27 protein-coding genes are annotated in these 22,236 nt (G+C 52.7%); 5 read left to right on the forward strand and 22 right to left on the reverse strand.

The window, feature by feature from the left end; genetic code table 11:
- Positions 1 to 8: 8 nt before the first annotated feature.
- From Q7K71_01605 to acnA, 8 genes are all read right to left on the reverse strand, one after another.
- Positions 9 to 293 carry a (2Fe-2S) ferredoxin domain-containing protein gene (locus tag Q7K71_01605; protein ID MDO8674796.1) on the reverse strand — a complete coding sequence of 95 codons (285 nt, stop codon included), beginning with the start codon at positions 291 to 293 and terminating at the stop codon, positions 9 to 11.
- Complete coding sequence (locus Q7K71_01610; protein ID MDO8674797.1) at positions 268 to 1,128, reverse strand: SDR family oxidoreductase; 861 nt, start codon at positions 1,126 to 1,128, stop codon at positions 268 to 270. Before Q7K71_01610 ends, Q7K71_01605 begins: the two co-directional genes overlap by 26 nt.
- A gap of 46 nt (positions 1,129 to 1,174) precedes the next feature.
- The gene (gene aroC / locus Q7K71_01615) at positions 1,175 to 2,263 is read right to left on the reverse strand and encodes a chorismate synthase (protein ID MDO8674798.1); all 1,089 of its coding nucleotides are present in this window, start codon (positions 2,261 to 2,263) and stop codon (positions 1,175 to 1,177) included.
- Positions 2,264 to 2,340: 77 nt separating this feature from the next.
- Complete coding sequence (ilvD, locus tag Q7K71_01620) at positions 2,341 to 4,014, reverse strand: dihydroxy-acid dehydratase (protein ID MDO8674799.1); 1,674 nt, start codon at positions 4,012 to 4,014, stop codon at positions 2,341 to 2,343.
- Positions 4,015 to 4,029: 15 nt separating this feature from the next.
- A complete protein-coding gene (gene leuD, locus Q7K71_01625; GenBank protein MDO8674800.1) occupies positions 4,030 to 4,647 on the reverse strand; it encodes a 3-isopropylmalate dehydratase small subunit in 618 nt (205 codons plus the stop codon).
- A 1-nt stretch (position 4,648) separates the two neighbouring features.
- A complete protein-coding gene (gene leuC / locus Q7K71_01630) occupies positions 4,649 to 6,049 on the reverse strand; it encodes a 3-isopropylmalate dehydratase large subunit (GenBank protein ID MDO8674801.1) in 1,401 nt (466 codons plus the stop codon).
- 65 nt (positions 6,050 to 6,114) lie between these two features.
- Entirely contained in the window at positions 6,115 to 6,768 is a 654-nt protein-coding gene (elbB, locus tag Q7K71_01635) for an isoprenoid biosynthesis glyoxalase ElbB (protein MDO8674802.1), read from the reverse strand.
- Between the two features lie 7 nt (positions 6,769 to 6,775).
- Complete coding sequence (gene acnA, locus Q7K71_01640) at positions 6,776 to 9,475, reverse strand: aconitate hydratase AcnA (protein MDO8674803.1); 2,700 nt, start codon at positions 9,473 to 9,475, stop codon at positions 6,776 to 6,778.
- Between the two features lie 118 nt (positions 9,476 to 9,593).
- On the opposite strand from acnA, the gene Q7K71_01645 reads away from it, so the two are divergent.
- The 5 genes from Q7K71_01645 to Q7K71_01665 are packed head-to-tail and all read left to right on the forward strand — an operon-like array spanning position 9,594 to position 10,962.
- A complete protein-coding gene (locus Q7K71_01645) occupies positions 9,594 to 9,875 on the forward strand; it encodes a ferredoxin family protein (GenBank protein ID MDO8674804.1) in 282 nt (93 codons plus the stop codon).
- 11 nt (positions 9,876 to 9,886) lie between these two features.
- On the forward strand, positions 9,887 to 10,372 hold the full coding sequence (locus tag Q7K71_01650) for a hypothetical protein (protein ID MDO8674805.1): 486 nt from the start codon (positions 9,887 to 9,889) through the stop codon (positions 10,370 to 10,372).
- Entirely contained in the window at positions 10,356 to 10,517 is a 162-nt protein-coding gene (locus Q7K71_01655; GenBank protein ID MDO8674806.1) for a hypothetical protein, read from the forward strand. Before Q7K71_01650 ends, Q7K71_01655 begins: the two co-directional genes overlap by 17 nt.
- Complete coding sequence (locus Q7K71_01660) at positions 10,514 to 10,657, forward strand: hypothetical protein (GenBank protein MDO8674807.1); 144 nt, start codon at positions 10,514 to 10,516, stop codon at positions 10,655 to 10,657. The genes Q7K71_01655 and Q7K71_01660 overlap by 4 nt, the downstream gene beginning before the upstream one ends.
- A 5-nt stretch (positions 10,658 to 10,662) precedes the next feature.
- Positions 10,663 to 10,962 carry a hypothetical protein gene (locus Q7K71_01665; GenBank protein MDO8674808.1) on the forward strand — a complete coding sequence of 100 codons (300 nt, stop codon included), beginning with the start codon at positions 10,663 to 10,665 and terminating at the stop codon, positions 10,960 to 10,962.
- Here Q7K71_01665 and Q7K71_01670 read toward each other — a convergent pair.
- The 14 genes from Q7K71_01670 to Q7K71_01735 form a co-directional block, all read right to left on the reverse strand.
- Positions 10,949 to 11,962 carry a DUF420 domain-containing protein gene (locus tag Q7K71_01670; protein MDO8674809.1) on the reverse strand — a complete coding sequence of 338 codons (1,014 nt, stop codon included), beginning with the start codon at positions 11,960 to 11,962 and terminating at the stop codon, positions 10,949 to 10,951. The genes Q7K71_01665 and Q7K71_01670 overlap by 14 nt on opposite strands.
- Positions 11,959 to 12,828, reverse strand: a complete 870-nt coding sequence (gene cyoE, locus Q7K71_01675) for a heme o synthase (protein MDO8674810.1) — start codon at positions 12,826 to 12,828, stop codon at positions 11,959 to 11,961. The genes Q7K71_01670 and cyoE overlap by 4 nt, the downstream gene beginning before the upstream one ends.
- Complete coding sequence (locus Q7K71_01680; protein MDO8674811.1) at positions 12,825 to 13,814, reverse strand: COX15/CtaA family protein; 990 nt, start codon at positions 13,812 to 13,814, stop codon at positions 12,825 to 12,827. Before Q7K71_01680 ends, cyoE begins: the two co-directional genes overlap by 4 nt.
- A gap of 5 nt (positions 13,815 to 13,819) precedes the next feature.
- On the reverse strand, positions 13,820 to 14,587 hold the full coding sequence (locus Q7K71_01685; GenBank protein ID MDO8674812.1) for a hypothetical protein: 768 nt from the start codon (positions 14,585 to 14,587) through the stop codon (positions 13,820 to 13,822).
- Between the two features lie 11 nt (positions 14,588 to 14,598).
- A complete protein-coding gene (locus Q7K71_01690; protein MDO8674813.1) occupies positions 14,599 to 14,814 on the reverse strand; it encodes a hypothetical protein in 216 nt (71 codons plus the stop codon).
- Complete coding sequence (locus Q7K71_01695) at positions 14,811 to 14,996, reverse strand: hypothetical protein (protein ID MDO8674814.1); 186 nt, start codon at positions 14,994 to 14,996, stop codon at positions 14,811 to 14,813. Before Q7K71_01695 ends, Q7K71_01690 begins: the two co-directional genes overlap by 4 nt.
- Positions 14,986 to 15,357, reverse strand: coding sequence for a cytochrome C oxidase subunit IV family protein (locus tag Q7K71_01700; GenBank protein ID MDO8674815.1), 372 nt, complete (start codon positions 15,355 to 15,357; stop codon positions 14,986 to 14,988). The genes Q7K71_01695 and Q7K71_01700 overlap by 11 nt, the downstream gene beginning before the upstream one ends.
- 15 nt (positions 15,358 to 15,372) lie before the next feature.
- Positions 15,373 to 15,966, reverse strand: a complete 594-nt coding sequence (locus tag Q7K71_01705; GenBank protein ID MDO8674816.1) for a cytochrome c oxidase subunit 3 — start codon at positions 15,964 to 15,966, stop codon at positions 15,373 to 15,375.
- Positions 15,967 to 15,969: 3 nt separating this feature from the next.
- Positions 15,970 to 17,679 (reverse strand): cbb3-type cytochrome c oxidase subunit I, encoded by a 1,710-nt coding sequence (locus tag Q7K71_01710; GenBank protein MDO8674817.1) that lies wholly within the window; start codon positions 17,677 to 17,679, stop codon positions 15,970 to 15,972.
- An 8-nt stretch (positions 17,680 to 17,687) separates the two neighbouring features.
- Positions 17,688 to 18,401 (reverse strand): carboxypeptidase regulatory-like domain-containing protein, encoded by a 714-nt coding sequence (locus tag Q7K71_01715; protein MDO8674818.1) that lies wholly within the window; start codon positions 18,399 to 18,401, stop codon positions 17,688 to 17,690.
- A gap of 104 nt (positions 18,402 to 18,505) precedes the next feature.
- The gene (locus Q7K71_01720; protein ID MDO8674819.1) at positions 18,506 to 18,919 is read right to left on the reverse strand and encodes a hypothetical protein; all 414 of its coding nucleotides are present in this window, start codon (positions 18,917 to 18,919) and stop codon (positions 18,506 to 18,508) included.
- A gap of 5 nt (positions 18,920 to 18,924) precedes the next feature.
- Positions 18,925 to 19,698, reverse strand: a complete 774-nt coding sequence (locus tag Q7K71_01725) for a hypothetical protein (GenBank protein MDO8674820.1) — start codon at positions 19,696 to 19,698, stop codon at positions 18,925 to 18,927.
- Entirely contained in the window at positions 19,692 to 21,785 is a 2,094-nt protein-coding gene (locus Q7K71_01730) for a copper-translocating P-type ATPase (GenBank protein ID MDO8674821.1), read from the reverse strand. The genes Q7K71_01725 and Q7K71_01730 overlap by 7 nt, the downstream gene beginning before the upstream one ends.
- Positions 21,782 to 22,162, reverse strand: coding sequence for a hypothetical protein (locus Q7K71_01735; GenBank protein ID MDO8674822.1), 381 nt, complete (start codon positions 22,160 to 22,162; stop codon positions 21,782 to 21,784). The genes Q7K71_01730 and Q7K71_01735 overlap by 4 nt, the downstream gene beginning before the upstream one ends.
- Positions 22,163 to 22,236 lie beyond the last annotated feature (74 nt).

Below are 22,236 nucleotides of genomic sequence, written 5' to 3' on the forward strand. Positions count from 1 at the left end.
TGGGAATTCTAGCAGATATATTTGTCGGCCAGGGCCGGAACGTCTTCCAGGCGCACGCCGCTGTGCCAGATATTGTCCGGATAGATCATGATATTGACGCCTTTGGCGCATTGGCCGAGGCATTTGGCCTGGGCCACGCGGACCATGGGATGCAGTTTGCGTTGTTTGGCGATCTCACGCAACCGGCGGAATACCTCCTGCCCATTATGGTCCCCACAGCTGGCTTTTTCACCGTTGGCATTGTTGATGCAGACAAAGATCTGTTTTTTATACGGGGTACTTTGTGTTTCCATAGATCATTCTCCTGTAAAAATAGTTATAAACCGGCGGCGGTAAATTTTTGCGGACCATCATCTCAAACCAGGACAAGGGATCAGAAACATAACGCAATTTCGGGTCGGCCGTGGCGATGATGCGCTCGATCAGCCGGGCTACTTGCTCGGGGTCGCGGATGCTTTGATTGATATGGCGGTTGATGGAATTCTTAATGCCCTGGCTTAAAGGATAATACGGGCTTTGGGGATCATCAAAATTTTTGGCATAGCGCGCGTTGTCGCCAAAGATCTTTGTCGGATAAGAGCCCGGCTCCACGATGACGACCTTGACCCCGAAGGGCCTGATCTCATGATACAGGCCTTCTGAAAAGGCCTCCAGGGCCCATTTGCTGGCGCTGTAGGCCCCCAGCGACGGGGTGGCGCTCTGTCCGGCCACGCTGGAGATATTGATGATCATCCCCTGCCGGCGTTCGCGCATGGAAGGCAGCACTGCCCGTGTCACATTTTGCGCGCCGAAAAAATTGACTTCCATCTGTTGGCGGATCTCTTCCTGGGAGGTGTCTTCAAAAAATCCGCCCAGGCCTTGTCCGGCATTATTGATCAGAACGTCAATGTGTCCGTGTTTTTGAAGGATCTCGGCAATGACCGGCTGGATGGTCTGGGGCCTGGTGACGTCCAAAGCGCGGATCTGCACATGCCCGGCGCGTTTGGCAACTTCATCCGACAAGGACTGGCGTTTGTTGAGATCGCGCATGGTGGCATAGACGATGTGTCCCGCGCCGCCCAAACGCGCGGACGTCAAAAGGCCGAAACCGCTCGATGTTCCAGTGATGAGAATAACTTTGGAAGACATTATAGGGGACATGCACCGTAACCCTAATTACGGCGGAATATGTGTGTTAATTGGGGTTACGGTTCGTGTCCCCTAGGGTGGCTTTCTGGAGCATTAATGCGTCGATGATGGTCAAAGCGACCATGGCTTCTGCCACGGGAACAACGCGCGGGCACAGGCAGGGATCGTGGCGGCCTTTGACCTGAATTTCCGTTTCTTCAAGGTTTTTGGTCACGGACTTTTGGACCTTGGCAATGGACGACGGCGGTTTAAGCGCCATGCGAAGCACAATGTCCTGGCCTGAAGAAATACCGCCGTTGATGCCGCCGGCATGATTGGTGGCTGTCGCAATCTTCCCGCCTTTGGCGATAAAAACATCGTTATTCTGTGAGCCCAACATTTGAGCGGTTTTGAACCCGGCGCCGAATTCAACGCCCTTGACGGTGGCGATGGAAAATAAAGCGGCGCCCAAACGCGCGTTGAGTTTATCAAAACAAGGGTCGCCTAATCCCGGCGGGCATCCTTTGATCAGGACTTCCACGATCCCGCCGATGGAGTCGCCGTTTTTACGCACTTCTTCAATGCGGGCGATCATTTTTTCCGCCTGCGCCATGTCCGGCGCGCGGACCAAATTCTTTTCAATGACGCCAAGGTCAATGGTTTTGGCGTAAATGTCGCCGACCGCCAGCGTGTAGGCCGTGATGCTGACCTTGTGACGGGCCAGGATCTTTTTGGCGACCGCGCCGGCCGCGACACGGCAGGCGGTTTCCCGTCCCGAGGAACGCCCTCCCCCGCGGTAATCACGGAAACCGAATTTGGCTTCGTATGTAAAATCTGCGTGACCCGGGCGGAACGCGTCCTTGATATTGGCATAATCCTTGGAACGCGCGTCCTCATTGCGGATGAGGAGGGCCAGAGGCGCGCCTGTGGTCTTGCCTTCAAAGACACCGGAGAGAATTTCAACAATGTCATTTTCTTTGCGTTGGGTCGTGATCTTGCTCTGGCCGGGTTTGCGGCGGTCAAGGTCGGGCTGAATGTCGGATTCGGACAAAGGCAGCTGCGGCGGTACGCCGTCAATGACCACACCGATGGCGGGCCCGTGGCTTTCGCCGAATGTCGTTACACGAAATAATTTTCCAAACGTGTTTCCAGCCATATTATTAGGAATTATAGGGACACAATACTTAATTCAACCATAACTAACGCAGGAATTAAGTATTGTGTCCCTATAATTCAATCAGTGACTGCTCCTAATGATGCACTACTGACGTCTCTGGCGTATTTGGCCAGGACCCCGCGGGTATAGCGCGGTTTTGGTTGTTTCCAGGCCTTTAAACGTTTCTTGATCTCTGCCGCTGTCAGGCCAAGGTTGATCTCCTGCTTTTGGGCGCTTATAGTTATTGTATCACCATTTCGCACGATTGCCAACGGCCCGCCGGTATAGGCCTCCGGTGTGATATGTCCCACCACGAACCCGTGGCTTCCCCCGGAAAAACGTCCGTCGGTGATGAGCGCGACATCCTTACCCAAACCGCGTCCTGAAATGGCGGATGTGGGCGAAAGCATTTCGCGCATGCCGGGCCCGCCCTTGGGTCCTTCATAACGGATGACAATGACGTCGCCTTTTTTAACAGTCCCGTCCAATATTTTCTTGAGGGCGGTCTCTTCGGATTCAAACACGCGCGCTTTGCCGGTGAAGGACGTCCCTTCCTTGCCGCTGATCTTGGCCACGGCACCCTGCGGCGCCAGGTTCCCGTAAAGGATGACCAGATGGCTTTCCTTTTTAATGGGATGGTCAAATGGACGGATGATCTCCTGCCCCGCCGGGTAGGGTTGGACATTTTTAAGGTTTTCCGCCACGGTCTTGCCGCTGACGGTCATGCACTCGCCGTGCAAAAGCCCCTTGTCCAAAAGCATTTTCATCAAAGGCACGATGCCGCCGATGGCGACCAGTTCCGCCATGACAAAACGGCCGCTGGGTTTTAAGTCCGCCAGCACCGGCACTTTTTTACCCACACGGGTGAAATCATCAATGGTCAATTTGACCCCGGCGGTGTCGGCCATGGCCAACAAATGCAGGATGGAATTGGTGGAGCCGCCCAAAGCGATCACAACGGTGATGGCGTTCTCAAATGCTTTTTTGGTCATGATGTCGCGGGGACGTATGTTTTTTTCCAGCAGGTCCAGCACCGCCGCACCCGCGCGGCGGCAGTCATCCTCTTTTTCTTTGGAGATCGCCGCTTGCGCGGAACTGTTGGGCAAACTCATGCCCAGCGCTTCAATGGCGGAAGCCATGGTGTTGGCCGTATACATCCCTCCGCAGGAACCCGGCCCGGGAATGGCGCAGGACTCTACACCTTTTAATTCTTCATCGGAAATTTTGTGCGCGGCATGCTGGCCCACGGCTTCAAAGACCGAAACGATATCAGCATTTTTTCCTTTGTAACAGCCGGGCAGGATCGTGCCGCCGTAGACGAACACCGACGGACGGTTGAGGCGCGCCATGGCCATGACGCATCCGGGCATGTTCTTGTCACAGCCGCCGACGGCCACCAGCCCGTCAAAACCCTCGCATCCCATCACGGTTTCCACGGAATCGGCGATCACTTCCCGCGAGACCAGCGAATACTTCATCCCTTCGCTGCCCATGGAGATCCCGTCGGAGATCGTAATGGTGTTAAAGATCACCGCCTTGCCGCCGGCCGCGTTGGCGCCCTGGGCGGCCTTGTCCGCCAGCACATTGATGTGCATGTTGCACGGGGTCACCATGGACCACGTGGACGCGATGCCGATCTGGGGCTTCTTGAAATCCTCATCCTTAAATCCGACGGCGCGCAGCATCGCGCGGCTGGGCGCGCGGTCATCACCGTCGGTGACAATGCTGGAAAATTTACGAATATTTGACATATTGCCTCATTGTCGCTATTTACGGGTTAACCACGGCCTCTGATTTTTTATCTTTTCCTCATAAGCGCTGATGCGCTCGCTAAACTGTATGGTCCAGCCGATGCTGTCCAGACCCTTGAGCAGGCATTCCTTGGCAAAAGCATTGATGGAAAAAGAATATTTCTTTGTTCCCGCGATGATGGTTTGAGCCGGCAGGTCTGCCGTGATCTTCGCATCCGGTGTGGACTTGATATAGACAAAAATTTCATCCACTTCTTTGGACTTCAAGGCCGCCGGCAAAATGCCGTTCTTGATGCAATTGTTGTAAAAAATGTCGGCGAAACTCGGCGCGACGATGACTTTAAAACCGAAATCCCCCAGGGCCCACGGCGCGTGTTCACGGCTGGATCCGCATCCGAAGTTGTCCCTCGCTGCCAAAACCGTGGCTTTGCGGTAACGCGGCTGGTTGAGGACAAAATCGGGGTTTTCCCTGGTCCCCTCGTAGTCCAGATAGCGCCATTCGTGGAACAGATGTTTGCCGAAACCCGTCCGTTCTATCTTCCTTAAGAATTGTTTGGGCACGATCGCGTCGGTGTCCACGTTGACCCGGTCCAATGGTGCGGCGATCCCTGTATGTGTCATGAAGGACTGCATATTATTTGAATGTGCGGATATCCGTAATTTTTCCGGTGATGGCGGCCACGGCAGCCATTTGGGGGCTCATCAAATGCGTGCGCCCGCCGGGACCCTGGCGCCCCTCAAAATTGCGATTGCTGGAAGAAGCGCAGCGTTCCCCTTTTTTCAACTGGTCGTCGTTCATCCCCAGACACATGGAACAGCCCGCGAAACGCCATTCAAAACCGGCGCCGGTGAATATCCTGTCCAAGCCCTCTTTTTCCGCCTGACGGCGCACGCGTCCGGAACCGGGCACAACAATGGCCTGCACACCCGGTGCCACGTGTTTACCGATGACCATCTGGGCGGCGGCCCGCAGGTCTTCCATGCGTCCGTTGGTGCAGGAACCGATAAAAACCTTGTCAATAGCGATACCCTTGATTTTGGTGCCGGGTTTCAGGTCCATATAAGCCAAAGCATTGCGGGCCGCGGCGCGGTCCACCGGGTCGGTGAATTCTTCAGGGTCCGGCACCTGGCCGTCAATGGAGGTCACCTGCCCCGGGCTTGTGCCCCATGTCACTTGCGGGGCGATGTCTTTGGCTTTGATGTTAAGGGTCTTATCAAATTTTGCGTCCGCGTCGCTGGGTAATGTTTTCCAGTAGGCCACGGCCTTGTCCCAATCCCCGCCTTTGGGGACGAAATCGCGGCCTTTCATGTAATTGAATGTCACGTCATCGGGGGCCATCATCCCGGCGCGCGCTCCGGCCTCAATGCTCATATTGCAAATGGTCATGCGGCCTTCCATGGACAAGGAACGGAGGACGCTTCCCGCGTATTCAATAACATACCCGGTGGCGCCGGCCGTGCCGATCCGGCCGATGATATACAAAATAATGTCCTTAGACGTTACTTTAGGGGCCAATTTTCCGTCAATATTAATGAGCATGGTTTTGGCTTTATCTTGCTGTAACGTCTGGGTGGCCAGGACATGCTCCACTTCGGACGTGCCGATGCCAAAAGCCAGGGTGCCGAAAGCGCCGTGGGTGGAAGTATGCGAATCGCCGCACACGATGGTCATGCCCGGCAAGGTCAGCCCCTGTTCAGGGCCGATGATGTGCACGATGCCCTGGTCCTCACTGGCAAAATCGTATAATTTGATGCCGAAATCTTGGCAATTTTTAGATAAGGTGTCCATTTGAGTGCGCGAGGTGGCCTCCACCTTGGTGATGTCCTTGGTGCGCGTGGACACATTGTGGTCCATGGTCGCAAAGGTTTTTTGCGGCACGCGCACGGTACGTTTGGTCTCACGCAAAGCGGTAAAGGCCTGGGGCGATGTCACTTCGTGGACCAGGTGCAGGTCCACGTAAATGAGCGACGTGTCTCCCTGGGACCCGCGGACCAAATGGTCGTCCCAGATCTTTTCATACATGGTTTTTCCCATAAGAGCGACCATTATATCGGACGGCGGCTGTTCTGTCCAGCCAAGAAGGCAGCACCTGCCTTCTCCTATGTCATTTGGATGAGGGCTTGGACGAGTTTTTCAATGCCTTCGGCCAGTTGGGAGACGCGGGCTTTGAGCATGTAGCACGGGGTTGTCACGACCTTGTTTTTAGGGTCAATGACAATGTTTGTGGCAGATGTATCCTGCGGTACAGCGCCCCATTGCCGGGCCGCGGCATTGACCTTGGCATCATTGCCGAAGGTCACGGAAACGCCTTTGAGCAGTTTGGCCAAAATGACCGGAGCGATGCACAGAGCGCCGATGGGTTTGTTCGCTTTGTGCATGGCCTGGACGGCGCGTTGGACGTCCGGGTTGACCGTCATTTTTTCCCCGTCCACGGCAAAGGTGCACAGATTATACGCCACTCCGTTGCCGCCGGGCAGAACCAGGATGTCAAAATCGGTTTCTTTGAATGTGCTTAAGGGTTTGATGTCACTGCGGGCGATGCGGGCTGATTCCAGAAGAACATTGCGCGTTTCTTTCATCGGTTCATTGGTGAGAAAATTGGTGACGTGATGCTGATTTGTGTCCGGGGCAAAGCACTGGTATTGCCCGCCCGAATGGTCAATGGCCAAAAGGGTCAGCACCGATTCGTGGATCTCGGCCCCGTCTTTGTTGCCGCATCCGGCTAAAATGACGGCAAAACGCAATTGTCCCATCACAACCTCATTTGGCTAATTTGCGCAAGACAGTTTGTAAGATGCCGCCATTGCGGTAATAGTCCACTTCCACCAGGGTGTCAATGCGGCAGACGGCTTTGAATTCTTTTCGTCCGCCGTCGGGATGGGTGGCGATGACCGTGATGTCCTGGCGGGGTTTGAGATCGTTGTTCAAACCGACAAATTCAAAGACCTCATCCCCTTTTAACCCGATCAACGCAGAGTTCTCTCCTGCCTTGAATTGCAAAGGCAGAACGCCCATGCCCACCAGATTACTACGGTGGATGCGTTCATAACTTTGGGCGATGACCGCTTTGACGCCTAAAAGCGTTGTGCCTTTGGCGGCCCAGTCGCGGCTGGAACCGGCGCCGTATTCCTTGCCGGCCAAAACGACCAGCGGTGTGGAGCTTTTTTTATATTTCAAAGAGGCCTCGTAAATGAACATTTTTTCGCCCGTCGGCCAATAGGTCGTCCACGGGCCTTCACTGCCGGGCGCGATGAGATTACGCAGGCGTATATTGCCGAACGTTCCCCGCGTCATCACGCGGTCATTGCCGCGGCGGGTCCCGTAACTGTTGAAATCCGCCGGCTGTATCCCCTCAGCCATCAGGTATTTTCCCGCCGGACTGTCCTTGGCAATGGACCCGGCCGGTGAAATATGGTCGGTGGTGATGGAATCCCCCACCATGACCAGACACCGCGCGCCCCGGATGGGCTGGAGCACATCCGGCGTTGCCTTCATTTTGATAAAATACGGCGGTTCCTGAATGTAGGTGCTTTGAGGGTCCCATGGGAAAAGGTCTGATCTTTTTAACTTGATGGCGTTCCAATCCTTATTGCCCTTGTCTACACTTTTATACCGTTGGCGGAATATTTTGGCTTTGACGAATTTGGACTCCAGACGGTGAATTTCCTCCTGCGCGGGCCAAATGTCTTTCAAATAAACCGGCTTGCCCTTTTTATCCTGACCGATGGGTTCACGGGACAGGTCAATGTCCACGCGTCCGGCCAGAGCGTAAGCCACCACCAGCGGCGGGCTGGCCAGATAATTGGCCTTGGTGTATGGATTGATCCGGCCTTCAAAATTACGGTTGCCGGACAGGACGCTGGCCGCGACCAGATCCCCCTCCTGAATGGCCTTGGCCACAGGTTCGGGCAAAGGCCCGCTGTTGCCGATGCAGGTCGTACAGCCATAGCCGACAATGTTAAACCCCAGTTTTTCCAAAGGCGCCATCAATCCCGCTTCTTTTAAATATTCTTCAACCACCTGCGAGCCAGGGGCAAAACTTGTTTTGACATAGGATTTGCTGGTCAGTCCTTTTTCAACGGCTTTTTTGGCCAAAAGACCTGCGCCGATGAGCACCGACGGGTTTGAAGTATTGGTGCAGCTGGTGATGGCCGCGATCACGACCGCGCCATGGCCGATGGTTGTGCCGACACCATTTTGGACAACAGCTGTATGGTTCAAGTCGTCTTGAGATAAACCATAACCGCGTTGTTTGACGTCAGCGGTCAATGAGGCCCGGAAGTTTGTTTTGACCTGTGTCAACGGCACGCGGTCCTGCGGACGCTTGGGGCCGGCCAGGCACGGTTCAACCGTGGACAGGTCTAATTCCAAAAGATCGCTGTATTGCGGCTGGGCCGACTTAGGATCGTAAAACAGCCCCTGCTCTTTGTAATAATGCTCCACCAGGTCCACCTCGGCGGCTGTTCTGCCGGAAAGGCGCAAATAATTCAATGTTTCCTCGTCCACCGGGAACAGGCCGATGGTGGCCCCGTATTCAGGGGACATGTTGGCAATGGTGGCACGGTCCGGCAAGGTCAAATGTTTTAACCCATCACCGAAGAATTCAACGAATTTGTCCACGACGCCTTTTTGACGCAGTATTTGCGTGACGGTGAGCACCAGGTCGGTCGCGGTCACCCCCTCTTTCAAACGCCCGGTCAATTTAAAACCTGTCACTTCCGGTAAAAGCATATAAATGGGTTCGCCGAGCATCACAGCTTCCGCTTCTATACCGCCCACACCCCACCCCACAATGCCTAATCCGTTGATCATCGTCGTATGGGAATCGGTGCCGACTAAACTATCGGGATAAGCCGTCACGGTCTTTCCGGTCTTTTTTTTCAATACCCCTTTGGCCAGATATTCCAGATTGACCTGATGCACAATGCCTGTGGCCGGCGGGACCACGCGGAAATTCCGCAGGGCGCTTTGGCCCCATTTGAGGAATTCATACCGTTCTTTGTTGCGTTCAAATTCCAGTTTCACGTTTTGGCCCAACGCTTTTTGGGTGCCGAACGCGTCCACCTGCACGGAATGGTCAATGACCAGGTCGCATTGCACCTGCGGGTTGATCTTTTTGAAATCGCCCCCTAAGCGTTTCATGGCATCGCGCATGGCGGCCAGGTCCACCATACACGGAACACCGGTAAAATCCTGCAAAAGCACGCGGCCGGGCTTGAAAGCGATCTCATTTTTAGGCGTATTGGGCGTCCAATTCAGGATGGTCCTGATGTCTTTGAAGGTGACCTCATAACCGTCTTCATTGCGCAGAGCGCTTTCCAGCAGGATGCGGATGGAGAACGGCAGATGCGCGGGGTCTTTTAAGCCCGCCTTCGCCAGTTTGGGCAGGGCGAAGATCGTGTATTTTGATGATTGGACGGACAGTATTTTCTGGACGGATCGTTTGTCAAATACGGACATAGTGATTCAATTATAGGTAATCCCCCCATGGCCGTCAATAAAGGATTGGCATTTGACACGCACAAATTGATATGTTAATTTAATGTTCAATATTGTCCCTAACCGGAGGAGATTTTCAATGGCCCACATCGTCACTGAACCCTGTATCAAGTGCAAATATACCGACTGCGTCACTGTCTGCCCGGTGGATTGTTTCCATGAAGACAAGGAAATGCTGGTCATTGACCCTGACGTGTGCATTGACTGCGGTGCCTGCATCCCTGAATGCCCGGTGCAGGCCATTTATACCGATGCCGACATCCCTGAAAAATCCAAGAGTTACATAGAGCTGAACGCCAAAAGGTCCAAGGAACTCCCCGTCATCACCGAGAAGAAAACCCCTCTGGCACCGCCGAAGTAATGTGGTTTTTCATGCACACCTGTTATATCCTCTCCCTCCTGTCCTTGGGGATGATCCTGGTCGTGTTCGGCCAAAGTTTTGTCCCCTTTGCGGTCCTTAACGCCAGCCCCATGTCGTTTTTGGTCCTCACGAGCATCGTTTACCTGTTGACGGAAACGCTCGTCATGTTTTTCTTCGTCGGCACGGGTGTGAGCGTCAAGGAATACATGCTGGAACACAAGATCTCGGGCAACTATCACCAGCGTTTGATCGCGCTTAAGCGCAAATTGTATCCCCCGCAATTGCTCAATATCCTCATCCTGATGACAGCGTTCATCTTTTACGGCGCCGTGGACACGGGCAAAATGCCGGTATGGGTTTATCAGGGGCTTTTGCTGGCCGGCATCATCCATTTTTGTTATGCCAAAAGGATACAGCATCAGTGTTTCAGGGAAAACACGGATGTGATCTTGAAGATGGCCGGCATTAATAGGGGACAACATGTACTGGGCAGCTAAAATATTTCAGGCAGCTGGTTTGGCGATCATGATCCTGGGTTTTATCGGGCATTTCCCGAAAACAATGCCTCTGAACATCCTGTTGCTGTCTATTGTCTTTTTTGCCATTGGATGGGTCATCCAGGTGATCGTGTTGAAAAAATGAGGACGATCCTGAAATTTGATACCGGAGCGGACGGTTTTAAGAAAATGATGATCGTCCTGGGTGTGGCGGCGCTTGTGGTCTTGGGCGTCGGGGTTTATTTTCTGAATATGGTCATGAACGAAATGAGGCCGATATCATGAGATGGATGGAAAAACTAAAATCAAAATGGGATATCCAAAGCAATTGGGATTTCTGGATGATCATGCTCACTTTCTCGCTGGCCGGCACCTCCATCATGTCCATACGTAATGTCATTTTTCCTTTACTGGGCATTGAGGCCGGCACCCCTCTGTGGGTAAAGATCCTGGTCTATATCCCCCTTTTTCCGCCGGTCTATCAGCTGGGACTGTTGTTCTTTGGGTTTATCCTGGGACAATTCCCGTTCTTCTGGGAAAAAGAAAAGAGATTGGCGAAATTCTTAATGAAGCGTTTCAGGCGGGCTTGAAAACGTAAAGCATCAAGTAGATCAAAACCCCGGTCACGGAAACGTACATCCATGTCGGGTAAAGCCATTTGGTGATGCGGGTATGTTTCTGGAATTCCCCCCGGTACGCGTGCCGCAGGGCCATGAGGATAAACGGCACGATCAGCACCGCTAATGGCGTATGTGTCCCTAAAATAAAGAAGTATATCGCCCGCCACATCCCGGACCCCTTGTAGTGTGTAATTCCCGCCGACGTCAGGTGATAATACAGATACGTGCATAAAAACAGGGCCGAGGACGCAAAAGCGCAAAGCATGAATTTTTTATGCGTGACCCGGTCTTTACGTTTGATGGCCAAAAATCCCAGCACCAGAAAGACCCCTGCCAGGCCGTTGAGCAACGCGTTGATCGTCGGTAAAAGCGGGACGCTCATCCCTTTTTTCTCCCTTAAAACAACGGCAATGTCCTTGAATAACCGCGCGAGTTTTTTCTTGTCCATCCCGTCATAATAGCCCCGGATACGCCCCTGTCTGTCCACCAGCGTGAAATAACTGCTGTGAAAGACCGGTTCATCCACCTTGCCCAACTTGAATGATTGCGCGGAGAGTTTTTGTATATCCGCCAATGGTCCTGTCAAAAAAAACCATCGGTCCGTGTTCGCCTTGAATTTCTTTGCGTAGGTCTTGAGGGTTTCAGGCGTGTCGGTGTCCGGATTGACCGAAATAGACACCAGGCGCACATCATCTACCAGGACATAGGAACGGTGCAGTTTGGCCATGTTGGCGCCCATGACCGGACAGATTCCGCCGCAGGTGGTGAACATGAAGTCCGCCACCCACACCTTACCTTTGAGATCTTGCAGTGAAACGGTTTTCCCATCGCTATTGAGCAATCGGAAATCCGTCAACTGTCCGATCACAGGCAAAGGTTGGACTGGTTTAAGAAAATAAACCAAGGCCGCGCAAAAAAGGACCGCAAAGAACAGGATCTGTGAAAAGAAGAAACGTTTGGAAAACATCATAGAATGGAGAGATCTAATATGATCACAAAAAGCAATAACGGCAGATACAGGACGGAAGCTCCCAGCAAGCGGCGGGCATCCGGCATGGAGTGGGAGCAAAGCAGGCGCCAACCGGCATATAGAAAACCGGACCCGAGGACCACGGCGCCGGCCAGATAGAATTTTCCGGACATGCCCATCAAAAACGGCAGAACGGAAACGGCCAAAAGCATGAGACAATAGAAAATAGCGTGGCGAAATGTTGAAATGCCATCGGGCTCAACCACCGGCAGCATTTTGAATCCCGCTTTTGTATAATCCTCTTTGCACAGCCAGGCAATGGCATAAAAATGCGGATGCTGCCAGGCAAAAAGAATAAGAAACAGCACCCATGCCCCGGGATCAAGATGACCGGTCGCGGCCGCCCACCCTCCCATCGGCGGAATGGCCCCGGGAATGGCCCCGATCGTCGTATTCAACCAACTGATCTTTTTCATGGGCGTATACACCAAAATATACAAGAATGCCGTTAGCAACGACAGGAATGCCGTCAATAAATTGACCCTCCAGCACAACAAAGAAACCCCCATGAGGATCATCAGGATCCCGTAGGCCAGGGCATTGGCTGGGGTGATGGTCCCCCTGGGCAAAGGCCTGTTTTTTGTGCGCTTCATCAGGGCATCACTGTCGCGTTCCAGATAATGATTGAGCGCCCCGGCACCCGCGCAGGTCAAGGCCGCGCCCAAAAGCGTCAAAGCCAGAATTCCCCAATCCCGCACGCCTTTTCCAGCCAGATAATACCCCAATGCCGTTGTCACCAGCACGAGCATTAAAATGCTCGGCTTGGACAATTCAATGTAGGCGTTCCATTTTTCTTTATTGATCATCGGGCAGATAACATCCCTTTAAATTTTACCCAGGTCATGGGCGAAGCGCGCAGCACCAACAAAAGCGATAACCCCAGGACAACCGCTCCCATGGTGACGTGGGCCGTCGTCGTATATACTTCTTTCTCGAAAATGACCGTGGCGATCCCCAGCATGATCTGCGCAAACATCATCAGATTCAGCCAATACAGCGTTTTCATCACCAGGGGCTTGGCCAAATGGTCGCGATAGGCCACATGATTGATAAAAAATAATTTTGCTAAAATTAAAAATGCCCAAACACGATGTAAAATATGTATATGCACCTGGCCCATACGGACAGGCTCAAGGTTTTGTTCAAAACGCCAGGCATTGATCCTGTTGAGCATGTCTTGGTCAAAGGTGGGAATGAGCGACCCTCCCATGGTCGGAAAATCCGGAACAGCCAGTCCTGATCCGGTATGGCGCATGACATTGGCGATCATCAGTTGAACATACACCATCCCGAAAAGGATGAACGTATATTTCAGGAATTTTGTGTCCGTCCCTTCATCGTTCGCCTTTAAACGGTTTTTGCGCTCAACACAAAAAGCGTACGCGAGCAGGACCGTCATGCAAAAAAATGTTTGGGCCAGCACCCCGTGGCCCGAGGAGAGCAATACCGGTAAAAAGAACAGGACAGCCAGCCCGCCCAAAACGCCCTGGGCTACGACGGTCAACAGCGCCGCTACCCCTAGTTTTTTGATCCAGCCCTCAACAGGCGTGCGGCACAGCCAGATCGTCAGGACCAGGACAAGCAGTCCGACGAAAAAGGCGATCATGCGGTGGCCGTGTTCATAAAACACCCCTCCGACCATGGGCGGGAATAATGTGCCGTACGACAAAGGCCAATCCGGCACAGCCAGGCCTGACTCGGTGCTTTTAACAAGGCCGCCGGCAAAGATCAAAAAAAGCGTTGAACCGCAGACGAATTTTGTATAACGGCGTAGGGTTAAGAAATCAGGCATAGGGATCAATTCCAAAAAGAGTCGCCGCCGGAATTTGAAGAACCTCCGGCAGTCGGTTGTTGGGCCAGCCATTGGTCATACTCCGCCTCGGAATGGACCGTATAGAATCCCTTCATACGGTAATGGCCGATGCCGCACAATTGGGCGCAGGTGATCTCCCAGGCCCCGGTTTTGGTGGGTGTAAACCATGTCTTGATGCTCATGCCAGGGATCACATCCTGTTTGACGCGCATTTCCGGCAGGGTAAAACAATGGATGACGTCCTTGGAGGACAAATGGATGATGAGCGGCCTGCCCACCGGCATGTGCAATTGGTTGATGGCCGTGATATCGTCCTGGGCGTTCGGGTCGCTCAAATCCAGGCCGATGGGATTGGTCTGCTGGTCCACCAATTTGGGATTTGTCCTGCCGAACACGCCGTCCTTGCCGGGATAATGAACGTTCCAAGCGAATTGCTCGGCAACGATCCTTACTTCAATGGCGTCGGGACGGTCAGGAAAAGCATTGACCTGTTTGGCCCAGAAGGGGATGGAGAACCCGACAAGGAAAATCACCTCGATGACGACCACGGCCAATTCCACATAACTGTTGGCCTGGCTTTTAAACCCCGCGTAATCGGCTTTTGGGTTGACCCGGCAGTTAAAGCGCAGCAGCACAAAAACAAAAAACAGCCCCCAACCGACGGACAGGACGATCATGAACGCGTGCATGTATATGATGAGCGCGTCTATCTCATAACCGTGGGCGGAAGCGTTTACAGGAAGACCAAACATATTTGTTTTCCTTAATGATCAAGCATGGACCTGCGCCGCAGGGACAGAAAAAAATAACCGAATCCTCCCAGGACGAACATCACGATCACCAGCAATGTCAGCATGCCAAAATTCAATCCCTTGGCCATCGGGGACGTTGGATCCCCGAAACAAACGGCGCAGGCGCGCACGGACGGGGCCCACACAGTGCACAACAGGATGGTTGACAAAAGCGCGAACGTGTTCATAAAGACTTGTATCGGCGATAAAATTTAAGGCCATACCACCCCAGCAAAACGGCGCCGATGGCCGCCAAGATCCCCAAAAACTGCGTTTGGGGTTGTTGGGATACCATGGTCAACACGACCAGCAAAAGACACAGCGCGAAACAAATACCAATGAAACACAGGTGGATGAATTTAATGCCCATGTCCCGCCTCCACCGGCACGCCGGTAGCCTGCTGCGCCATTAATTCATAGGAAAGGTCCCTTGTTCCCAGCAGATAATTATAATGGTTACCCGTGGTCAGGAACATCATGCTGAAAAAGAAAAATACGGTGAAGGCCAGAATACTGTATATCAATTGGCGTTCGGAAAGCAAATGCATAAAAAACCCGACCACCAGGAACCCTTTGACACAGGCGACCATGAGGGCCAGGGTCACGGCCAGATGGGTCGGCAAATGCAGGCGGTTGATAGCGACCGTGATGCCCGTCAACAGCAGTAGAGCGCCGAAGACCAGCAGATAGGCGCGTATTTCCTTATGAATGTCATGCGTATGTCCGAACATGTGTCTACTCTCCTATTACAGTAAATACAGGACCGGGAACAGAAATATCCAGACCAGGTCCACAAAGTGCCAGTACAGACCGGCCACCTCGATACGGTTAGTAAAGCGTTCGGGATCGGTCCGCCACATTTTTGACCCAGGACCTATCAGATAGGACATGACAACGATCCCCCCCGCCACGTGCAGGGCGTGCAGGCCGGTCAAGGTAAAATAAATACCCAAAAAATTGTTCGTGGCCGGAAAAAGCCCGTGCGCGAACTTTGCGGAATACTCGAAATATTTGACAATAAGAAAAATGAACGCGCACAGCATGGTCAGCCCCAGATAAAGCTTGCAACGCTGAAGGTTCTTCATACGCAATGATGCCCAGGCAAGAACGACCGTCACGCTGGAGGCAATAAGGACGACCGTGTTGAGCGTGGCCAGGGGGATGTTGAGCAGAGATGCCCCCTGCGGCCAGTTCGGCGACCCTATGCGCAGCAGGACATAGGACGAGAACAAAGACCCGAACAGCATGACCTCAGCGCTCAAGAACAGCCATATGCCCAGTTTGGCGTTAAAAAGCCCCGTGTCAGGCCGTTCGTGGACTGTATAGGGAATGGCGTCCATGAGTTATTTCTCCTGTTTCTGGTATTGCGGGGTGAAGTCCTCGCCGGCACCCGGCACGCTGTATTCATAAGGCCCGCGGTAAGCGGCCACAGGTGTCAGAAAATTCCCGTGTCCCGGCGGCGACGGGCAGGCCCATTCAAGAGTGGTGGCTTTCCAGGGATTGTCGTCATGGATGCGTTTGCCCCTGAACATGCTCCAGATGACATTAAAAATGAACACCAGCTGGACCGCGCCCATGATAAAGGCCGCGATGGAGATAACGACATTCCAGTGCAGGACCGGTTGATTGATGGCATAACTGGATCCCCCGTCATATAAACGCCGCGACATGCCGGCCAGGCCCTGGATCAGCATGGGGAAAAAAATAAAATTCATACAAACAAAAGAAGGCCAAAAATGCAAATGACCCAGGACCTCATTCATTTTACGGCCCGTTATTTTTGGGAACCAGTAGTAGATGCCGGCAAACAACGCAAAAATTGTCCCCGGCGCTACCACGTAATGGAAATGGCCTATGACGTAATAGGTATCGTGCAGGTGGATGTCCGCGGCGGAAAGGCCCAACGGCAGACCTGTAAGGCCGCCGATGCCGAACATCGGCAGAAACGCCAGGGCGAAGAGCATGGCGGTGTTAAACCGTATGGACGCACCCCACAGCGAGATGAACAGTGCCGTCAAAATGACCACCGATGGGATGGAAATGATCATGGTGGTGGCCTGGAAGAACACGCTGATGGCTGGACCCATGTTGGTCAAGTACATGTGATGGGCCCAGACGATGAACGACAAAAAGCCCAGCACGACGATCGAGTAGACCATGGTCTTATAGCCCCAGATGGGCTTGCGGATATTGTTGGCGATGATCTCGGTGACGATGCCCATGGCCGGCAGGATGAGCACGTACACTTCCGGATGGCCCAGGAACCAAAACAAATGCTGCCACAACAACACGCTGCCTCCTCCGGCCACGTTCATGGGCTGGCCGCTGACGAAGAGGCCTGATGGCAAAAAGAAACTGGTACCGGCCACCCTGTCAAGCAATTGCAGGATGCTGGCCCCTTCCAGCGGTGGGAACGCCAGCAACAGCAGGAAGCCCGTGACCAATTGCGCCCAGACAAAAAACGGCAGGCGCATCCATGTCATCCCCGGGGCGCGTAACTGAAAAATAGTGGCGATAAAATTGATGGCAGCCAGTAAAGACGAGTTGATAAGAAAAACCATCCCGATCAGCCACACCGTCTGGCCTATGGGCGCGATGTCCGCCAGCGGTGGATACGACGTCCATCCGGAACTGGCCGCGCCTCCGGGGACAAAGAAACCGCAGAGCATCAATACCCCGCCGATGAAATACAGATCATAACTGACCATGTTCAACTTCGGGAATGCCATGTCCGGTGCGCCTATCTGCAGGGGCACGAGGTAATTGCCGAACGCGGCGAAGACCAGCGGCACAATACCCAAAAACACCATAATGGTCCCGTGCATGGCGCCCAACTGATTGTAGAAATCGGGCGTCATGATGCCGCCGGGCATGAAATCCTCCCCGAACCACGTTCCAATGACGGGCAGGGGCTGTTCCGGATAGGCCAGCTGCCAGCGCATCAGGAGTATCATCATGAATCCCAAGAGCAGGAATATGAAACCGGTGATGCCGTACTGCAGGCCGATGATCTTGTGGTCGGTGGAAAAAATGTATTTGCGCCAGAACGGCATGATACTCCTTAACTTTTCGTCGGCGAAGAGAACGTGAAATCAGACGCGGCCGTGGCCCCGTCCGTGACAGTGACCGTTGCTGTTTTTGTCCCCAATTTTTCGTGCCAGGCATTGATCTCATAGGTGCCGGCAGGCAGGTCTTTGATCTCAAATTTGCCATCCGCCTTGGTCACGGCAAAAAACGGGTTTGGCAGGACACTAACCCACGCGATCATCCAGGGATGCACGTCGCATTTCATGACGAACATGAATTCCGGCTTGTCAAATGTTTTGATGACTTCCGTGCGGAATTTGGGCATGGCCATGTTGAATTCCTGGTTGACCTTGGTGATGGCATGGACATTGTGCAGCGTACCATCGGGATTGAGGATCTTGACCGGCTGGTTGACCATGACACCCACCACATGGGGGTCGTAATTGCACCCTTTCTGGTCAATGACCACGGGATCGACCGGGGCGGTGTAATTACCCGCGGGAGCATTTTTAACATAGACAAACACATTGCCCATGGTCTGGCCATCGCCTAAGACCAGGGTCTGCGGATAAACCGCTTCCTTGTGCAGGGCCATGCACATGGGGTCCGCGTCCATTTTGATCTCTTTAAAATTAGGCACAGCGCCGTCATATTTGATGGTCCCGGTTACAGACCCGGCGGCGGCATAGCCCGAAAGTCCGATGGTCAGGCCTAAAACGGTCAACAAAATCCTGTACTGACGATCCATAGAAACCCCTTTGTTATATAAGATTTATAATGCAAACGATAAAAACGATTCAGATTACATCAACGGCTTTGGGTTGTCAAGACGGGAGTGGCAAATTTGAACCACTACCGGTATTTATCGTATTTGAGTCCGATGGCGTGGATGAACGGCTTAAGGCCATCGGGGATCGGAAAATCGCGGAATTCGCTCCCGCAGCGGTAGCAAGCGGCCAATCGGGGTACTTTATGGTAGAGCAGCCAGTCCGCCAGGGCGAAAACAGGCAGGCTCAAACCGTATGTCCAGGGCACCAGGACGATGCCGACACCCATAATGATAAAACCAATGACCTGGTTGAAATCCTTGTCCGTATAGAATTGCCGGCAGGCGCACACAGGACAGCGTTCAAAGACTATCTCTACTTTTTCCACCCTCCCCCATTCTTTTTGGCAATGCAGGCAGGTCAAAGGGGTATTGTCAACATGGACCTCGCTGACGGTGTATTTTTTGCAATGGCCGCAGAATCTGGAAATGGTGGGCATAAGAACTAAAGAGGAATGCCGAATCTTAACAGGTAATATTTATACGCCAAATCCCCCAGCAGAATGGCGCTTAACAGCGCGTACAGGATCCCCGTCGTGGCCTGGGTGTTCTTTAATTTCAACGTGCCGAAAGCAAAATAAGACCCCGCCAGCGGGAATACCGTCCCGAAAAAGACCGCCACCCATAATAAAAAACCATCAATGGAATTGATAAAGGTCCACGCGGCCCTCATTTCCCCGCTGTGCATCACCTTTCCAACGGCCAGATAATACGCGTTTCCTGCCAATCGCAATGCCAGAAGGACTGCCAAGGCCGCGACAGCTTTCTTAAGGTGGTCTGTCTTTAACCCGTGGACGTTCAGATAAAAATGCCCGAGGTTCATGGCATAAAAAGCGCCGGCCACGATGGACCCGGCAAAAATACTGATCGCTGTTTGCACCGCGTCCGGACGGACAAGCGCCGCAAAGACAACGGCGAAGAGTTTCATCCCCCATAAAGACAAAAGCGTTACGGTCAAAAGATGCACTTTTTCTTTGTTCCAGAATAAAGCATTCACGGCCAATGCCGCTGCCAGCCAAAGCAGGGCCATGTTCTTCAAGCTCTGTTCAACAGGCAAAAAGAAAAGCCAGATGACCGAAAATCCGGCGATGACCGTCGGACAGCCGAGGTGGAAACGGTGAAAATTATTCTTAATGGGATCCTGGACGCTTAACCAGAGGAACAAGGGATATGTGATACCGAAGGCCAGGAACGACAATAAAGGGAGCTGGGTCAACACCGGATTTTTCCCAATCTCAAAGCATTTCCTATGACCGAGACCGAACTGAAACTCATGGCCGCCCCGGCGATGATGGGGCTTAATAAGATCCCGAACACCGGGTATAGGATCCCCGCGGCCACCGGGATCCCCAGCACATTATAAATGAACGCGAAAAATAAGTTCTGCCGGATATTTTTCATCACCGCCCGGCTTAATCGCAGGGCTTTGACAATGCCGGTGAGGTCCCCCTTGACCAGGGTGATCCCCGCGCTTTCAATAGCCACATCCGTTCCGGTCCCCATGGCCACTCCTACATCCGCCTGCGCTAAAGCCGGCGCATCATTGATACCGTCCCCCGCCATCATGACAACAGCCCCCTGGGCTTTGAATTGTTTGATGATTTCCTGTTTGCTCTTTGGTTCCAATTCGGAGCGGACATCATCAATGTTCAATTCTTTGGCGATCACTTGAGCGGTTTGTTGATTGTCCCCTGTGAGCATGACCACCTTGATCCTCATCTTATGAAGGGCTTCAATGGCCTCGGGAGTTGTTTTCTTAATGGGATCGGATATTCCAAGGATACCGGCGACCTTTTGCTCCACCGCCACCCAAACAACGGTCTGTGCTTTGGCTTGTAATTCTACGGACTTATTTTTTAGATCTTCGGGAATATCGATCTTTTGGTCTTCAATGAATTTTTGTTTTCCTAAAATAATCCCTTGTCCATTGAGCTTGCCCTTGATCCCGCCTCCGGTGACCGATTCAAAATCCTCAACAGATCCTATCCGGACATTTTTTGCTTTCGCGTGATCAATAATGGCCCTCGCCAGAGGGTGTTCACTGCTCTGTTCAACAGAAGCGGCCACACCCATCAGCCGCTGTTCATCCCAACCCTGACCTGGAACACAAGCCGTGACCTTTGGTTTTCCTTCTGTGAGCGTCCCTGTTTTATCCGTCAGAACATGCGTGATCTTTTCGGCCTTTTCAATGGCTTCAGCGTTTTTAATGAGAACACCTGCCTGGGCACCGCGGCCGACACCCACCATAATGGACATGGGTGTGGCCAATCCCAAAGCGCAGGGGCAGGCAATAATTAAAACTGCAATGGCATTCACAATGGCGTACGCTAATTTCGGCTCCGGCCCCCAGTTTGCCCAAATGATGAACGTCACAACACAGATCAACACCACAACAGGAACAAAGTAACCGGATATCGTATCAGCCAATTTCTGAATGGGGGCCCGGCTTCGCTGGGCTTCGGCCACCATATGGACGATCTGTGAAAGTAGGGTTTCTGCCCCTATTTTTTCCGTTCTCATAACAAACGTCCCTGTTTGATTAACGGTTGCCCCGATGACACGATCGCCGGCATTCTTTTCAACAGGCATCGGCTCACCCGAGATCATGGATTCATCAACAGAACTTCTGCCTTCAAGAATAACACCGTCCAACGGTATCTTTTCTCCGGGACGGACCCGCAACATGTCTCCTTTTTGAACAGCATCAATAGCCACCTCTTCTTCAATACCATTTCGGATTCGATGTGCATTCTTCGCGGCTAACCCCAAGAGCGCCTTGATAGCCAACCCGGTTTGACTGCGCGCTTTGGCTTCCAACAATTGGCCTAAAATGATCAAAACAGTAATGACCGCCGCGGCTTCAAAATAAAGATCGATCTTTCCCATCTTCTTTAACGATCCAGGAAAGATCTGGGGAAATAAAGTCGCCACCATGCTATAGCCATAGGCCGCTCCGACGCCCAGAGCGATGAGGGTGAACATGTTGAGGCTTCTGTTGACCAGAGATTTCCAGCCTTTGACAAAAAACATCCCTCCCGTCCATAAGACCACGGGTGTGGCTAAGGCCAATTGTATGAACGGTGATAAACGATGCGGTGTGAATAACATCTCCCCTAACACCAACAGCACGAGCGGGATCGTTAGGGCAAGGCCGATCCAGAATTTCCGGGACAGGGAACTGATCTGCTTTTCTTCCCCGTTTTCTTTTTCGCCGGGACCCAGCGGTTCCAGATGCATGCCGCACTTGGGACAATCGCCGGGCTTGTCCTGTCTGATCTCCGGATGCATGGGGCAGGTGTAAATCAATGATGGCTCGCATGATCGACTTCAGCGGCCGGGGCAGTCTCAGCTTTGCTTGTATCCTGCCCCATCCTGCCCATTTCAGACTTGGGCAGATCAACTTCTTTGACCACATTCAATTGATTGTCGTATTTGATCAGTTTTCCGCCGGACACAACAAGGGCGCCTCCATCGGAAGTTGCCGTTACCGATACTTTATTGTGCATCTCACGCATCATCCCCATCATCTTCATCATTCCTTTGCCCTTCATACCGTCCTTGCCCTCCATCATTGCGGCCTTGTCCCCCGTCTTTTCTTCACCTTTGTCATTCATTTGAGCAAAGGCCATCCCTGTGACTGTTAAAATGACAACTGTTGTGATGACCGCGATACTTTTCTTCATATACTACCCCTTTCTGTTTGTTTTTTAACTACTTGTCAAATTCTGTTAAAGCCCGGCGTTTATTTGGGGATAAA

This window comes from Candidatus Omnitrophota bacterium, assembly GCA_030650275.1.
GTDB lineage: Bacteria > Omnitrophota > Gorgyraeia > Zapsychrales > Fredricksoniimonadaceae > JACPXN01.

Coding starts and splice junctions, on each gene's coding strand:
- Q7K71_01715 (MDO8674818.1), bottom strand. CDS start 18,401: ATGGATCGTCAGTACAGGATTTTGTTGACCGTTTTAGGCCTGACCATC.
- Q7K71_01670 (MDO8674809.1), bottom strand. CDS start 11,962: ATGATGTTTTCCAAACGTTTCTTCTTTTCACAGATCCTGTTCTTTGCG.
- Q7K71_01710 (MDO8674817.1), bottom strand. CDS start 17,679: ATGCCGTTCTGGCGCAAATACATTTTTTCCACCGACCACAAGATCATC.
- Q7K71_01680 (MDO8674811.1), bottom strand. CDS start 13,814: ATGCCTGATTTCTTAACCCTACGCCGTTATACAAAATTCGTCTGCGGT.
- Q7K71_01720 (MDO8674819.1), bottom strand. CDS start 18,919: ATGCCCACCATTTCCAGATTCTGCGGCCATTGCAAAAAATACACCGTC.
- Q7K71_01690 (MDO8674813.1), bottom strand. CDS start 14,814: ATGAACACGTTCGCGCTTTTGTCAACCATCCTGTTGTGCACTGTGTGG.
- Q7K71_01655 (MDO8674806.1), top strand. CDS start 10,356: ATGTACTGGGCAGCTAAAATATTTCAGGCAGCTGGTTTGGCGATCATG.
- cyoE (MDO8674810.1), bottom strand. CDS start 12,828: ATGATCAATAAAGAAAAATGGAACGCCTACATTGAATTGTCCAAGCCG.
- Q7K71_01700 (MDO8674815.1), bottom strand. CDS start 15,357: ATGTTCGGACATACGCATGACATTCATAAGGAAATACGCGCCTATCTG.
- Q7K71_01660 (MDO8674807.1), top strand. CDS start 10,514: ATGAGGACGATCCTGAAATTTGATACCGGAGCGGACGGTTTTAAGAAA.
- Q7K71_01685 (MDO8674812.1), bottom strand. CDS start 14,587: ATGTTTGGTCTTCCTGTAAACGCTTCCGCCCACGGTTATGAGATAGAC.
- leuC (MDO8674801.1), bottom strand. CDS start 6,049: ATGGGAAAAACCATGTATGAAAAGATCTGGGACGACCATTTGGTCCGC.
- Q7K71_01665 (MDO8674808.1), top strand. CDS start 10,663: ATGGAAAAACTAAAATCAAAATGGGATATCCAAAGCAATTGGGATTTC.
- leuD (MDO8674800.1), bottom strand. CDS start 4,647: ATGCAGTCCTTCATGACACATACAGGGATCGCCGCACCATTGGACCGG.
- Q7K71_01705 (MDO8674816.1), bottom strand. CDS start 15,966: ATGGACGCCATTCCCTATACAGTCCACGAACGGCCTGACACGGGGCTT.
- Q7K71_01695 (MDO8674814.1), bottom strand. CDS start 14,996: ATGGGCATTAAATTCATCCACCTGTGTTTCATTGGTATTTGTTTCGCG.
- elbB (MDO8674802.1), bottom strand. CDS start 6,768: ATGGGACAATTGCGTTTTGCCGTCATTTTAGCCGGATGCGGCAACAAA.
- Q7K71_01645 (MDO8674804.1), top strand. CDS start 9,594: ATGGCCCACATCGTCACTGAACCCTGTATCAAGTGCAAATATACCGAC.
- Q7K71_01650 (MDO8674805.1), top strand. CDS start 9,887: ATGCACACCTGTTATATCCTCTCCCTCCTGTCCTTGGGGATGATCCTG.
- Q7K71_01735 (MDO8674822.1), bottom strand. CDS start 22,162: ATGAAGAAAAGTATCGCGGTCATCACAACAGTTGTCATTTTAACAGTC.
- Q7K71_01605 (MDO8674796.1), bottom strand. CDS start 293: ATGGAAACACAAAGTACCCCGTATAAAAAACAGATCTTTGTCTGCATC.
- Q7K71_01610 (MDO8674797.1), bottom strand. CDS start 1,128: ATGTCTTCCAAAGTTATTCTCATCACTGGAACATCGAGCGGTTTCGGC.
- ilvD (MDO8674799.1), bottom strand. CDS start 4,014: ATGTCAAATATTCGTAAATTTTCCAGCATTGTCACCGACGGTGATGAC.
- acnA (MDO8674803.1), bottom strand. CDS start 9,475: ATGTCCGTATTTGACAAACGATCCGTCCAGAAAATACTGTCCGTCCAA.
- aroC (MDO8674798.1), bottom strand. CDS start 2,263: ATGGCTGGAAACACGTTTGGAAAATTATTTCGTGTAACGACATTCGGC.